This is a genomic window from Salinivibrio sp. ML323 (genome assembly GCF_001995745.1).
GTDB lineage: Bacteria > Pseudomonadota > Gammaproteobacteria > Enterobacterales > Vibrionaceae > Salinivibrio > Salinivibrio kushneri.
Map to the genome: position 1 here is coordinate 1 of NZ_MUES01000043.1, position 12,406 is coordinate 12,406.

Genomic DNA, 12,406 nt, shown 5'->3' on the forward strand with positions numbered 1-12,406 from the left:
ATCGTGACAGGCGCCCGTTGGCAATGTGCACCTATCCAAAATCGTGCTGGGGCTTGTGTCACCTACGCTGCCTGTCCGGCAGTGAACTTAATCACCGCAATTAATTACAAATTTTCGATTTTCTAAGCTGCCTATGCGGCAGTGAACAACGGCGAAAGCATCGAGCCGTACTTTTCGCATTTCTAAGCTGCCTATGCGTAGGTCGGACAAGCGCYAACTCGATCGTACAAGCTTGGTGTGATTTGCGCCGCGCGCAGTGCAACTGGCGCCTCCGACATTGAGGCCAACGATTGACCTCGATCGTGACAGGCGCCCGTTGGCAATGTGCACCTATCCAAAATCGTGCTGGGGCTTGTGTCACCTACGCTGCCTGTCCGGCAGTGAACTTAATCACCGCAATTAATTACAAATTTTCGATTTTCTAAGCTGCCTATGCGGCAGTGAACAACGGCGAAAGCATCGAGCCGTACTTTTCGCATTTCTAAGCTGCCTATGCGNATCGTGACAGGCGCCCGTTGGCAATGTGCACCTATCCAAAATCGTGCTGGGGCTTGTGTCACCTACGCTGCCTGTCCGGCAGTGAACTTAATCACCGCAATTAATTACAAATTTTCGATTTTCTAAGCTGCCTATGCGGCAGTGAACAACGGCGAAAGCATCGAGCCGTACTTTTCGCATTTCTAAGCTGCCTATGCGGCAGTGAACAAGTTCAACGGTCAGGCCAAGAAAGTGCGCGGTTTCTAAGCTGCCTGTGCGGCAGTGAACAAGGAATGGTTTGAATATTATCAGCAAGATCATTTCTAAGCTGCCTATGCGGCAGTGAACGAAACCATATCAAAGAAATTGAACGCCAACGTTTTCTAAGCTGCCTGTGCGGCAGTGAACCTCGTTGCCGTTGATAAAATTCACCGCATCAATTTCTAAGCTGCCTGTGCGGCAGTGAACTTCTTTCTGGGGGCGCGTCTACCAGCAAGAGATTTCTAAGCTGCCTGTACGGCAGTGAACTGTTAGATAAAATGCTTGACGAGGTGGATGCATTTCTAAGCTGCCTGTGCGGCAGTGAACTTTCCCTTTAAACTGCGTCTCCTTGCCGTTTTTTTCTAAGCTGCCTGTGCGGCAGTGAACAGTTAGTGATGCCAAACTCTTTGATTGCATCATTTCTAAGCTGCCTGTGCGGCAGTGAACTGTTTGGCATGTCTTACGCTCCTAAATCATCATTTCTAAGCTGCCTGTGCGGCAGTGAACTTGGAGTTTGAGCGGTATGCGCAGCGTATGGCTTTCTAAGCTGCCTGTGCGGCAGTGAACGTGACGACGAGGCAGCCGCCGCCGCGTTAGACTTTCTAAGCTGCCTGTGCGGCAGTGAACATACACATGACAAGCCTTGGGATACACATCGTTTTCTAAGCTGCCTGTGCGGCAGTGAACGCCCGATTCTATCAAGCGATGCCGCGACTCGCTTTCTAAGCTGCCTGTGCGGCAGTGAACTTGATGCCGCGCCCCTGCAAATCTCTCACTGTTTTCTAAGCTGCCTGTGCGGCAGTGAACCTTAAGTCCGCGATCTGTTTCTTTATCTTCTCTTTCTAAGCTGCCTGTGCGGCAGTGAACAGGCAGCCGCCGCCGCGTTGGACGGGGCAGAATTTCTAAGCTGCCTGTGCGGCAGTGAACCGGCATTGGCGCGGTCACGAATACCGATGATTTTTCTAAGCTGCCTGTGCGGCAGTGAACAAACCGAACTTGGCTCGCTCGTGGTTGAGCGTTTTCTAAGCTGCCTGTGCGGCAGTGAACATTAACGCGCTCATTAGCCAGCTTTGGCAGTTTTTCTAAGCTGCCTGTGCGGCAGTGAACTATAGAATAACCTAACAATCATCTGTTACAACAGGCCGTTAGGATAAAAATCGTCTTTTACCCTTGTTAAAAACGGCCTGCCGTAACTAGCTGTATTTAAAGTTTATTTTTAAAGAGCCCAAAAAGAAGGGGTAAAGAGGGGTTTCCCCCTCAAAAACACGGTACCGCAGATTGCTGGTCGGGTTCGCGTCGACTTAGCCCATAACAGGTGAACGGTTGGTCCTTGTTTGGCGGCTGCTTGGTAGTCTCCCGCTCGATATACAAAGCAAACTCTTCCGTACGCCCTGCTCGTTTTTGGCTCGACAGGCTGGTGACTTGAATAAAAGGCAGCGACCAGCGTTTGTCGTCCGTTTTAATGTTTTCCAACAAACGACGCTTTACTTCCGCCTCATCGTAACCATTTTTGCTGGCAATCGCGGCCGCGCGCCGATCGAGGTTTTTATACAGTCGCTGCGGCGATTTGTAGTTCCAACGTTTAAAGTAGGCATAGTCTTGCACCCCTTCTGGTACCGGCTTAACCGCTTTGATATGTACATAATCGGTCAAGCGAGACAGCCAACGATGAATATTCAGCTGCTCAAATTCTTCCTTGGTTTGTGCAAACAAGCGCAATCGGTGGCCGAGTGGGAAATCACCTTGGCGATAGTCCGGAAACCCCACCGCAATGGCCGATTTATTCGGTCCGATTTTGTTTTCTGCCAAGGCAATGTGCACTTGCTGAAACACCTTGTGCCAGAGAAAATCTGCCGAAATATCGGTGTCGGGCAACAAGGTGATATCAATGTAACACTGCATTGTGCCTCCTTACGCGCCAAACACGCCGCCGCGGATCAGCATCGCCATAATGTAATGCTGCTGTTCGAGCGTTGGGGTTTTGTCTTTTAACATCCATCCATCGAGCAAGTTGTAAAAGTCATTCTTTTCTTTGGGCTGACGATACGCCGCCCCGCGGTTAGTCACCGAGCCATAAGGTTCAATGGCGATTGCGCCCACTTCGTCATAGGCAGGGTGCCAAGTATCAATAGTGCGCAGCGCGTTGCCGATTTTTTGTGAGTGCATCGCGGCTTGGCCATCTAATTGATACAAGAATTTACTTTTGTCGCCTTTGCCGCCGCCCATCACCAGCTCTTGAGAGGGGTAGACCGCTTGCCCTTCGCCCAGTTGGCAGTAGGCTTCAACATGAATAAGCGCATGCGCTTCTGTTAAGCCATATTGGATCACCTCTGCTAGCGCGGTGACATCGGGGTGCGCGTCAAAATCACGTAAGCTGAAATCATAACTATCAAAACTAAATTGCTTCTCGCCCGCAGTGACCACCACCTTGACTTGCTCGGCACCGACACGGTTGCGCCACAAAAAACGCCCATTAGCAATGTTGTGCGCGTAACGTTGCGCCAGCTCTTTAAAACCGGTTTCTGATTGATAGTCACGCACTTTATCGGCCAACACTTGCTGATAGTCCGGGTTATTACAGGTTGACGGGACATGCAGTCCGCTGAGCACGCGCAGTGAGAAGGTCACTTTGAGCGTATCAGCATCATGCGGTAGTGCCRCAACATCGACCGTTTGTGGGTTGGCGTCAGTCACCCCCGCATCCAACTTGGTGGGATCATTGGCGGTATTCGCTTTTAAGCGGTTAGAGATGGTGCCTCGCACGGACTTTTCGTTCACTTGAATGGATTGCCAATCGCCTTCCCAATTGCCGGCGTACATTAGTGCATCCGAAGGTAAAAGCTTCGCTTCAAAGGCAAGCACGGAAGGGGTAGTCAGTTTTTTATCTGCCATGATGAAATCTCCTTAATTACAAAAAGTCGGGGTCAAAGTCAGTGTTGTCTTCGGTTGTGGGCACAACGTCAGGTTCAATGGGTTCGGCATGCGTCGCTGTCGTCACACGGGCAAGATACCAAGGATGCTCACCGTGATAACGCCAGCATGCCTCGTCGATATCGGTGAGCCGGTGGACGCTGCGCCACTCACCCACGCTGTATGCCGCTTCCACAAAACTTACCGGCACCGCCGGATCGCGGACATTGGCGACCTCGCCTGCGGCATAACAAGGGGAAACCGCGCGGTAGCCCGTCATAATCGGCACAAAGTATCCTGGTTCAGTTTTTTTCACGCGCTGCCATTGTGCCGAAACGGGTTGGTTATCGTCGTCAGGTGCGCTTTCATTATCGGCGACGGCTTGGTACGTCAACATGGCAAACTCACACCAAGCATCAAATAAGCTAGCCTGCGTATTGTGTTGCAATAGCTGTTGATGATGCTGGGCGAGATAATCATGTCGGTCACAAAGGACAAAGCCCGGCATGAGACGGCGCAACGCTTTTTTCTGCATACTTGCATCCGCGAGCAATTCAATCTCGCCAATCGCTAAGATTTGCCCACCCGCAAGCCGTCGCTGGGGCGCCAAATCTTTCACCGCCGCGATCAACTGTGCTGCGGCGGCTTTATCACCGGCAATCAGTCCCTCAACCTCAATCAGCAAAGAGATTTGCATATTCATGCGTCCCTCTTCATTGATTGGTGCCGTTTCACCTTTGGCGGTGACCGGATTGCGGGTTAAGGCAAAGACATAGTCGCCCCACCCTTTGGGCTGCCGTGCATGAACGTTGTTTTTGTGGCTCACCACGGTCACGCCACCCAAACGCAATCCCATCGCATCAGGGAGTTGACGTGATAGCGCATGGGCAAAGCCGAGAAAGTGCGTGATCGCCGGAAAACCATAAGTCAGCCCTGCGATCGCGTTCGCGTTTTGCACCTCAATGTGCTTAAGCAATAGATACTGTGCCATTATCGGTTCTCCTCAAATTGAGGCGTGTCGCGCTCAAACGCTTTTAGCTGGGTTAGGAACACTTTGCGGATGTAATTGAACTCCGTATCACCAAGCAGATAGTGTTTTTTGTCCTCAAGCTGGCGCAGTAACCAAGCAGCAAAATCAGAGGCCACAGTGTCCAGCCAGTCTTGTGCCTCACGCTCACGCTGAAATTGCGCGTCGGGGTTGTACACATCCAGCCAAAGTGCGTGTTCACGTTTTAGTCGGCATGCCTTATCATCAGCGCCTTGGCTCCAACCGGCTGAGACTTGCTGCTGAACCCGTGCGGCATAGTCAAACACCAAGTCAGTGACTGGCAGAATAAAGTCATGATCGCGCCGATAACGGGTGGCAAAGTTGCGATCCCGTTCGGTAAGGCTTGCCAGAAAGGCGCGAAAATCGTAAAGCAAATGGCTGGCTTGGTAGGCTAAACGGCGGTTGAAGATGCTGGTTTGCTTGCTAGGATCCTCCGGCTGCTGCTGATAGCTTGGCGGCGCAGCATTGAGCAAAAATCCCTCGCCTTGGCGATTACTATTTAATAGTGAGATGTTCTGTTTATTTGCTCCGCCAAAAGCTTGTTTAACAGTGTGCGGAAAAATTTCCCATCTCTCCAGATGATAATGCTGTTTTTTCTTTGCCTCGCGAATCGCTTTGACTCTCTCTCCAAACCGTGTTGCGCGCACCTTGGCGTACAGTGTGTGCGCAAGGCTGGATGAATATAGCGGGCACAGCAGGTTATACTCGCCCTCATTCACCGGAAAGTAGGTTTGCTTAATTAAATTATGGGCTGACAACGTCTGATCATTCAAAGCCAGTGAAAAGCCCGCACGCCAAGTCTCTAGCAAGGTAGCGTCATCCGTGAGTGGCTTAAGCGCGTTGATATGGCCGGCTTGCAACTGAGAAATGAGCGAATCACCTTCCACAGTGACTTTTAAAAAACGTGCCACATCCATAGCAGCCGCATTGCCGATCGCATCAATGGCTTTATCGGTCAGCGAATAGCTGGTGAGGTAGCGAGACTCGCTCTTATCGACCTCAGTGACCAGCATACTAGTTGCTTTAGCATCGCCGTGAGTAAACTTAGGGCAATGGGTGGCGAGGCTGATTTGCTTGGCCCGTCTCGCGGCGTCTGTAATCCAGCGAATTGGCTCATACTTCGCTTCGATCGGCGCGGCTTTTTCCGCGTAATCGGCATTGGCGATCGCCACTTGTTCTTCGCTGGCGGCGGCTTTTAGGGCCTTATCAAGCGCCTTTTGCACGGGTTCGAGCTTCACCTGCTTATTCTGTTCGATATACTCGAGCAGCGCATCATATAGGCTATTTTCCATAAGCGCTTCCTTTATCCTGCTGTTCCATTAATTTTCTTTATTCCCGATAAGCACCCAGCTGTGGGTGCCAACACCAAGTGATGTTTTGGCCTTCTCGCTCAGCCGCGAGACGTATTTCGCCCAAATGCTGGCTCGCTTTTTTAACCGGCCATCCCAATTGATCAGCAAAGTACTGATAAACAGCTTCAGGATTAACGTCAAACCACCAATGGCAACCGGCTGCCATGGACGTTTCGACGGGGTTAAAACGATATGATTGATCGTCGTATTGGTAGGGATAACATGAGGTATCTAACTGCTGCCAATCTAGCTTGTCATCGTCGTTATAAGCCAGCACAAAGCTTTCTTGGGGCTGGCTGTGACGAAACGGGGTACGCCGGATCAGCTCGCCGCTCCAACTGGCATGTTTACCGGGCGAACGTAGCCCAGCGGCTTGGCTGACAAGCGTATCGTTCCACCATAGCTCGGCTTCCTTACCGGTTCGGAAGAAATCAGGTTGATACTTTTCCCCGCCCGTCAACYCCAACGTAAAGCGCAACGCACGGTGCTCTTGTACGCCCCAGTGGCTCACCGGCTTGGCCTCTGTTTTTTTCGGCAAAGCAAACTCAAAGGCGCATTTTTCCAGCTTAGGAACTTCCTGAATGCGCGGCGTGGCGGAAATTGCCGTTAGCCCCTCATCAAGCGTGACCTTGTAACCTTTTTCGAGCGGGATAGCCGCGCTTTCAAAGCCTGGCTTATAATAAGCGGGATGCTTGCCTTTTAACGCACGGACGTTCTGCTCGAGCACATGAATATTGGCGGTCGCCGGCGCTTGCTGGCGGTGACGTTGTACCCGCCCCGCCAACTGAATTAAGGCACGCATTGAACTCGGCTCGGCAATGGCCCAGTCGTAATCGTGATCGCGCCCGACTTCCACCACCGCGGTCCCCACCACCACAAACATCAGGTGTTTGGCATCACAATGTTCAATAGCATGGCGAATCTCCGGCTGCTCGAAAATCGCCGCTTCATCATGGCGATTTAACGCCGCATCGAGGCGACTCTCTCGATAAGAACGTAATGCCAGCGGAAACTGAGAGTGGTACGGGCAAACAAAGAGTGCATGATCCGGATCTGGCGAGATTTGCACCAGCGCGCGGGTCAGCGCTACCATCGGATCGATATTGGCCATGCGCACCACGCCTATCGACACTGTTTTGCCGGATGCATGAGTTTGGTGATGCGCATGGTGCAACTGATGAATATGGGTATGGATAAGTTGCGCAAGCGGCTCAAAGTCGAGATGAGGTTCGCTGGATATTGGKGGAGCAGCCAGAGAGGTAATCGCGGAGGTGTCTACCGTCTTCCCTTTACGTAGCACCTGTTGCTCGCCCTCTAATCGCTTAACGCGCTTGGCGACAAATTCACGGTGATAAGTCACGTATTCGGTTTTGTTCGTTATCGTTTGGATCTCGCTGGTAAATTCATCAAACCAGCCGCAAATCACAGGTGCACCGTCAGCGCCGTTTGTCGTCGCTCTGTCACCAAACTGGGCATGATTAAACTGCGCCCTGCCCGCGCGATAGGCATCAAACAAGCTTTTTACTAGAGAAGGCGGCAAAGTCGCCGATGAAAGCAACACCCGAGACCCTAACATGCCTGCCCAATTAACTAAGCGACACAGCGCCGGTAGGTCTTCAAGACCAAAATCATCGGGCTCATCAAGGACTAAGTCAGTACTGAGCAGACGCAACATGGGCGCCATTTGATGGCCGCCACGCAGGCTTTCAGTAGCGGGCATCAGATGATCAATCGTGCTCACTAACACCGGCGCACTGACCAATTTCTCCAGCTTAGGCTGACTACTTAGCCAGTGTTTCAACCGTCCATCGTAGATTTGCCCTTCGTAGCTAATAAACAGTTGCTCGAGAAAGTCTTCGGTAGACTCACTGCCGCCGGAAGACTGATATGACGTATTTTGCGCCTCGTGCAAGCGTTGGATCGCTTGCGAGCCAACGAGCACAGCCAACTCGTCATCGCCAAGTTTCAGCAAGTCGCGATACGCATCACCGGTTTGTAAGGTCAATGTTCTCAACCCCAGCGCCACCGAGAAACGGCACCCCTGCCAAGGATCGGATAACGCATACATAATGCGCGCATTGGCGATGGTTTTCCCACAGCCTGTCGACGCCATATTAATGCCGAAAAAGCCCTGCGTTTCCGACTGAGTGGCTATGGTTTTGGTTTTCCGATAAGCGATATCTTGCCAGCGATACTTTTCTTGTTCGGCGCCTTGGCTAAAACGGCGGTGCTGAGCAATCGCCGGCAAGGTCCATTTAAGTRAGGGTAAATTCTCCGAAAAGCGTTTCGCATTAATGGCCACGCCGATGTTGTGTTCATCTAACTGTTGTTTAGGTGGCGCGTTTTTGCGCTTGCCTTGAGACTGGTCTGTGTTAGCAATAGGCGCGTAGTGGCCATCGCGCCATTTGGGTTTGGACTTTTCCAACGGCAGCGACGAGTAATAGTGATCCGCCAGCATTAATGATAAACGTGCCATATGGCTGACAAACCGCTGCGATAACCAATCAACTTGTCCATGAGCGCTCCACGGATATTGGCGGGCACGCTGGGCCAATTGACAAGCTTTTTGCTGCCAAGCCTGACTTAAAAACGGGGTGCCATCGGGAAACTGCCAGTTATCGACAAGCGCTTGCGGATTATATTTGGCGAGGTTAAGCGCGTTGGGTGCATTCCAGTGGCTGCCAAAGCAACGGAAAAGCCATTGGTCAATTTGCGATAGCTCAACGGGTGCTTCGCCATCATCATAGTTCACCGGCAACCGATGGTGCGACACAATCAGCCAAGCCACGATACGTGCAAATGGCGATAAGTCATCAAATACCGGCTGATAGCCGTCCGTTTCAGTAAACAGTTGCGCCAGTAGCTCAGTTTCATGCTCAGTAGCCGTTTCAGGCGTAAGCTCGCTAAGTTCATCAAGCCATTGCTGATCCTTTTTGCCCTTGGCGAACGCCTCGAATAAACGCAAGGATACCCATTCATGACGGTATGGTTCGCCTTGGTGTGCCGTTTGGCCGCGAAGCTTTTGCTGAAACAACGCATTGGCTTTGCCAAAATCGTGAAACAACCCCGCCATGGCCGTTGCCAGCACGATCACTTCATTAAGCTGCCAACCCTGCTCCCATTCCTTGTGGCCAAGGTCCAGCTCAGTGCGATTGACCGGCACATTGCCTTCTAAGTTAAACTTGCGGCGGTTACCCACAATCCACACCAGTTGGCTATGGTTTCTCGAGCGAATCCAATGACAACTGACCGCGGTGCTGCGGCTGGCGGTTTTGCTCAGCATTTTTCGCACCGTGTTTAGGCCATCTTCGGTGATCAGCGTTTGCCAGGTGTTATCACCAATTCGGTTGGCAAAGGCATCGAGCACGCGGCGGGTTTTCTTCAGTGCCTTTTTCTCGCACTGAGAAATAAAAGTCACCATCATAGTTGCTGCTCCGTTATCTCATCCTCAGAGTAATCTTGCAGCGCAATGGCTTTGATGGTGTTAAACATAAAGTCTATCGCTTTGTGCTCAATAAAGGCTTGCAGGACTTGCTGGCGAAATTCTTGTTCAGTGGCGTTTTCTTTGGCGCATACAAACGCCCAAGGCAGCACGATGGCATCTTTGATTAAGTCAGCCGCATCAAACACCAGCGCGCCACGGCGGGTTTTGCCATGCATCACCGCAAATCCGTGCGGGATCCCAAGCACCCACAAACAACTCGCCGCCAAGCCATAGGCTAAGTAGTTGCCATGATCTAAAAAGCGGTTGGCGAGATCGTCGGCCTCATGCTGACGTTTAAAACCGTTTTTTTGCGTGCGGTTGGCGGCGTGTTTGTAGAGCGCTTTGGTCAGCTGCGCTTCGGTAAGCAATAAATCAGCTGACTTGCTGGCCTTGTCGGTTCGCTCCACAAAGGTGTCGAGCGCGCCAGCCAATTCGGCCACATCGAACCCTTCAAGCTTAAGCTCACGGCTCGCTTGCCAGACCTGCTTTAAGTAACTCAAACGAGCCAGCTGAAAAGCCTTTGCAGCATCCAGTCGCTTTTGGTCATCAAACCAAAAGGATAACCAACCTTGCAGATATTCGGTGGGCCGATACTCGCTTTGTGGCGTAAACCATTCGACCTCGGTTGCCATATGCAGCGGTGTGCCCCCGCCACTACAAAAGCCAACCAGAACGCCTGCTTGCGACAGCATACGCATCGCCGCTTGGGTGATTGATGTACCAGTCCCGAGCAGCAACACCGTGGTATTGGCAATGGGGATATTAAAATAGAGGTTTTCGCGTTTGGCCTCCGCCAAGTACAACACACGCCCGTCTTTTTGCATCACACGGCAATGCTCGAGGTAGTACATATTGGCGCGTTTGGAATGAAGGATGGTTTTAAGATCGGAGGGCGATAGATCGTCCATGGGTGTCCCTTTCGTGGTTGTCCCGAGTGACAAAGCAGATCACTCACAAGCGCTAGAAAGGTAACAAAAATAGCAATGCATGCCCGTGAAACAAGGCACAGTTTAGGGTTTGAAGGAAGATCGCATTCTGCTGTCTGTACGATTGTTATGCGAATCAGGTAACACTAATCGGCCAAGATTGCTCGAGATTACTCGGTATGATGAGTGGATTTTGCCCCACAAAAACTTATCATATATAATAATAAGAAGTAAAAGATGAACTGGAACATTGTTTTTTACCCAGGCGTGGAGGAGAGCATTCTCAATATGCCTCCTAAGATTCAAGCGCGAATGCTCAAGCTGCTTGAACTAATAGAAAAACATGGCGCAAACTTAGGTCCTCCTCATACAGAATCAATAGGTAACGGCCTGTTTGAAATTCGCGCCAAAGCAAAAGAAGGAATCGGACAAAGTCTATTCTGCTATTTAGACGGCCCCAACATCTATATCCTTCACGCATTTGTGAAGAAAAGCCAAAAGACACCAAAGAGGGACTTAGCATTGGCAACAGGGCGTATGAGAGAGGTGAAAAATGAATAGCTTACAGGCATTAAAAGCGAGAGCATTACAAAACCCAGACGTGAAACAAGCATACGATGAATTGACGCCTGAGTTTGAATTGATAGATATGTTGCTCAGTATGCGTAAGCAGGCCGGGCTAACTCAACGAGAGGTTGCAGAACGTATGGGGACGAAAGAAGGCAATATTTCTCGACTTGAAAAAGGGAAAAGTAATCCAACTCTTAAAACCCTGCTTAGCTATGCAAAAGCATGCAATTGCAAGCTCAACTTTAGCTACAAACATGCGTCAAATTGACGTGTATGGTCAATGCCAGTCATGCGGTTTTGTTGATATTGAACCATCCCCTCCCTACTTCCTCCATGCCACGACCCACCAACAATGAACTGGCATCAAAAAAAGCAACTATTTCAGTATCTAAGCTGCCTGTGCGGCAGTGAACATAGCAAAGAATTTGAAGGAAGATCGCATTAGTAGTGCGTATGTCAGTAGTTATCAATCACAATGTGCGCACTAACCAATAGTGAAATGGTTAATAATGTCCATTTCTTTATGAGGAACACCAATAATATCAATTGCATGGCGTCGGATAAGATAAAAGACAAGATGTTGTCCTTCAGGAAAGCAATAGTATCCGTCTTCAATGTCTGTTCTATGCTGGCCTAATTGCGGGTTCTCTGCTAGCCAGGTAAACCGCGTAGCTAGACGCTTTAGATAAGTGTTACGCTGCGCCTTTCCCCATTTACGCTCAGTGTAACGACCAATATTTTTAAGATCATCACGTGCTCTGGGCGTAATACGAACCTGCTTTTTTGTTTGGCTCGCCGTCAAGATTCTGCGTCCAAGTCGTTAATCAGTTCATCCATTGAAAAGTCATCGACAAACGTGTCACTGGCTGCCTGTTGAGCCCCCTCATCAAGATGTGCGCGCAACACATCCAGTTTGGCTTTGCGTTCCTCAAGCGTGCGTAATGCATCACGAACAACCTCGCTAGCAGAGCCGTACCGGCCACTTGCTACCTCGTTTTTAATAAACACTTCCCAGTGCTCCCCTAAGCTTAAACTTGTTGTTGCCATAACTATCGCACTTATTCATAAATATGAATAATGAATATAGCGCTTTTTGTAAGTGACTCCCAACTTTTTAACTCATATTGATTCAGCCGAACAACGTTAAGCATATAGCAGCACACAAGAGTTCTCATTCAATCCTTTCTAACCTGCCTGTGCGGCAGTGAACTCCACGGCTCGCCGTGCCAGTTCAAACAGCGATTTCTAAGCTGCCTGTCCGTAGGTCGGACAAGCGCTAACTCGATCGTACAAGCTTGGTGTGATTTGCGCCGCGCGCAGTGCAACTGGCGCCAGTTGCACTGCGCCATCCGACATTGAGGCCAACGATTAACCTCGA

The 12,406-nt window shown here is 50.5% G+C and carries 10 protein-coding genes and 1 CRISPR repeat array; of the genes, 2 read left to right on the plus strand and 8 right to left on the minus strand.

Annotation, left to right across the window (positions count from 1 at the left end):
• The first annotated feature begins 557 nt into the window (after positions 1 to 557).
• Positions 558 to 1,845: a CRISPR direct-repeat array (repeat unit 28 nt; unit sequence TTTCTAAGCTGCCTGTGCGGCAGTGAAC).
• 150 nt (positions 1,846 to 1,995) lie between these two features.
• The 6 genes from cas6f to cas1f are packed head-to-tail and all read right to left on the minus strand — an operon-like array spanning position 1,996 to position 10,440.
• A complete protein-coding gene (cas6f, locus tag BZG13_RS14540) occupies positions 1,996 to 2,640 on the minus strand; it encodes a type I-F CRISPR-associated endoribonuclease Cas6/Csy4 (protein WP_077487132.1) in 645 nt (214 codons plus the stop codon).
• Positions 2,641 to 2,649: 9 nt separating this feature from the next.
• Positions 2,650 to 3,630, minus strand: coding sequence for a type I-F CRISPR-associated protein Csy3 (csy3, locus tag BZG13_RS14545; protein WP_077487133.1), 981 nt, complete (start codon positions 3,628 to 3,630; stop codon positions 2,650 to 2,652).
• Positions 3,631 to 3,646: 16 nt separating this feature from the next.
• Positions 3,647 to 4,639, minus strand: a complete 993-nt coding sequence (gene csy2, locus BZG13_RS14550; RefSeq protein WP_077487134.1) for a type I-F CRISPR-associated protein Csy2 — start codon at positions 4,637 to 4,639, stop codon at positions 3,647 to 3,649.
• A complete protein-coding gene (gene csy1, locus BZG13_RS14555) occupies positions 4,639 to 5,988 on the minus strand; it encodes a type I-F CRISPR-associated protein Csy1 (RefSeq protein WP_077487135.1) in 1,350 nt (449 codons plus the stop codon). Before csy1 ends, csy2 begins: the two co-directional genes overlap by 1 nt.
• 37 nt (positions 5,989 to 6,025) lie before the next feature.
• Positions 6,026 to 9,472 (minus strand): type I-F CRISPR-associated helicase Cas3f, encoded by a 3,447-nt coding sequence (cas3f, locus tag BZG13_RS15550; protein WP_108743907.1) that lies wholly within the window; start codon positions 9,470 to 9,472, stop codon positions 6,026 to 6,028.
• Positions 9,469 to 10,440 (minus strand): type I-F CRISPR-associated endonuclease Cas1f, encoded by a 972-nt coding sequence (cas1f, locus tag BZG13_RS14565; protein ID WP_077487136.1) that lies wholly within the window; start codon positions 10,438 to 10,440, stop codon positions 9,469 to 9,471. The genes cas3f and cas1f overlap by 4 nt, the downstream gene beginning before the upstream one ends.
• Before the next feature lie 255 nt (positions 10,441 to 10,695).
• Here cas1f and BZG13_RS14570 point away from each other — a divergent pair, with 255 nt between their 5' ends.
• Both BZG13_RS14570 and BZG13_RS14575 read left to right on the plus strand, forming a co-directional pair.
• On the plus strand, positions 10,696 to 11,019 hold the full coding sequence (locus BZG13_RS14570; RefSeq protein WP_077487137.1) for a type II toxin-antitoxin system RelE/ParE family toxin: 324 nt from the start codon (positions 10,696 to 10,698) through the stop codon (positions 11,017 to 11,019).
• Positions 11,012 to 11,296, plus strand: coding sequence for a helix-turn-helix domain-containing protein (locus BZG13_RS14575; protein WP_077487138.1), 285 nt, complete (start codon positions 11,012 to 11,014; stop codon positions 11,294 to 11,296). Before BZG13_RS14570 ends, BZG13_RS14575 begins: the two co-directional genes overlap by 8 nt.
• A gap of 216 nt (positions 11,297 to 11,512) precedes the next feature.
• On the opposite strand, the gene BZG13_RS14580 is transcribed toward BZG13_RS14575, so the two are convergent.
• On the minus strand, positions 11,513 to 11,830 hold the full coding sequence (locus tag BZG13_RS14580; protein WP_077487139.1) for a type II toxin-antitoxin system RelE/ParE family toxin: 318 nt from the start codon (positions 11,828 to 11,830) through the stop codon (positions 11,513 to 11,515).
• Positions 11,827 to 12,075, minus strand: a complete 249-nt coding sequence (locus BZG13_RS14585) for a type II toxin-antitoxin system ParD family antitoxin (RefSeq protein WP_077487140.1) — start codon at positions 12,073 to 12,075, stop codon at positions 11,827 to 11,829. The genes BZG13_RS14580 and BZG13_RS14585 overlap by 4 nt, the downstream gene beginning before the upstream one ends.
• Positions 12,076 to 12,406 lie beyond the last annotated feature (331 nt).

Bases quoted from the DNA above. Each gene is read 5' to 3' on its own strand.
- csy2 (WP_077487134.1), bottom strand. From the start codon at position 4,639: ATGGCACAGTATCTATTGCTTAAGCACATTGAGGTGCAAAACGCGAAC.
- csy1 (WP_077487135.1), bottom strand. From the start codon at position 5,988: ATGGAAAATAGCCTATATGATGCGCTGCTCGAGTATATCGAACAGAAT.
- cas1f (WP_077487136.1), bottom strand. From the start codon at position 10,440: ATGGACGATCTATCGCCCTCCGATCTTAAAACCATCCTTCATTCCAAA.
- BZG13_RS14575 (WP_077487138.1), top strand. From the start codon at position 11,012: ATGAATAGCTTACAGGCATTAAAAGCGAGAGCATTACAAAACCCAGAC.
- BZG13_RS14570 (WP_077487137.1), top strand. From the start codon at position 10,696: ATGAACTGGAACATTGTTTTTTACCCAGGCGTGGAGGAGAGCATTCTC.
- cas6f (WP_077487132.1), bottom strand. From the start codon at position 2,640: ATGCAGTGTTACATTGATATCACCTTGTTGCCCGACACCGATATTTCG.
- BZG13_RS14585 (WP_077487140.1), bottom strand. From the start codon at position 12,075: ATGGCAACAACAAGTTTAAGCTTAGGGGAGCACTGGGAAGTGTTTATT.